This window comes from Phormidium sp. CCY1219, from assembly GCF_055795085.1.
Window position 1 is genome coordinate 1 of the sequence record NZ_JAYFEQ010000259.1, and the last position, 805, is coordinate 805.

Annotated in this window: 2 protein-coding genes; one reads left to right on the forward strand and one right to left on the reverse strand. The window is 51.6% G+C overall.

All coding sequences use genetic code 11. The features are described from left to right. Positions 1-243: 243 nt before the first annotated feature. Entirely contained in the window at positions 244-408 is a 165-nt protein-coding gene (locus tag AC0QH1_RS03080; RefSeq protein WP_324629359.1) for a hypothetical protein, read from the reverse strand. Positions 409-581: 173 nt separating this feature from the next. Between AC0QH1_RS03080 and AC0QH1_RS03085 the strand changes: the two genes are divergently transcribed. Then, positions 582-805 (forward strand): hypothetical protein (locus AC0QH1_RS03085; RefSeq protein ID WP_324629360.1); only part of this gene is annotated, 224 nt, incomplete at its 3' end.

Below are 805 nucleotides of genomic sequence, written 5' to 3' on the forward strand. Positions count from 1 at the left end.
CAGCTAAATCTGGATTGAAAGCACGGTAGAAATTGGCATCGAATAAATTAACAGCCATTGGGAATTTCTCCTATAAAGTAAGGGTAGGGTGGGCTTTAGGGGTAGGGTGGGCAATGCCCACCCTACTTAGCTCTGCAAGAAGCTATCCTGCGGGGCACCAGGCAAGGTGAGACCTACGGTCAAATGACCGATCGCGCGGCAGCGAGGGTCAGGCAAAGAAGGACAAGGTTGACAGAACAGAAATTATATCAACGTTAAATCACTGCCATAATTCGGTTTTTCTAGGGAGCTAGTCGTCCCCAAAATGTTTCCCTCATGGCTGACAAAAGCATCGCCAAACAATACATCGGGAGGTTTGGATTCTAATCCATTAGTAAAAATGCGATCGGAACTTGTACTGGCAGTCAAATCAACAAACTCTCTACTATCGATTGACTCTAAAGTCAGTTGATAATTCTGAATCAATTGAGAGGGTCTGAGGATTTCATCTTCAGTCGCTCGATCATTATCGTTATCGTCATCGTCGAAATTATCGGAAGGCGATGGCGGTACAGGTATAGTTGGTCCAGAAGTCGCTCCCGGTGCCGGCACTTGTGGATTGTTGGCCTCGGGAGGCGGTGGTGGAGTTGGGGGTGGCGATCCTGGAGACCCTAGTGCGGGTACCGGCACTTGTGGATTGTTGGCCTCGGGAGGCGGTGGTGGAGTTGGGGGTGGCGATCCTGGAGACCCTGGTGCGGGTACCGGCACTTGTGGATTGTTGGCCTCGGGAGGCGGGGGTAATGGAGGCAGGGGTGGCGCTCCTGGA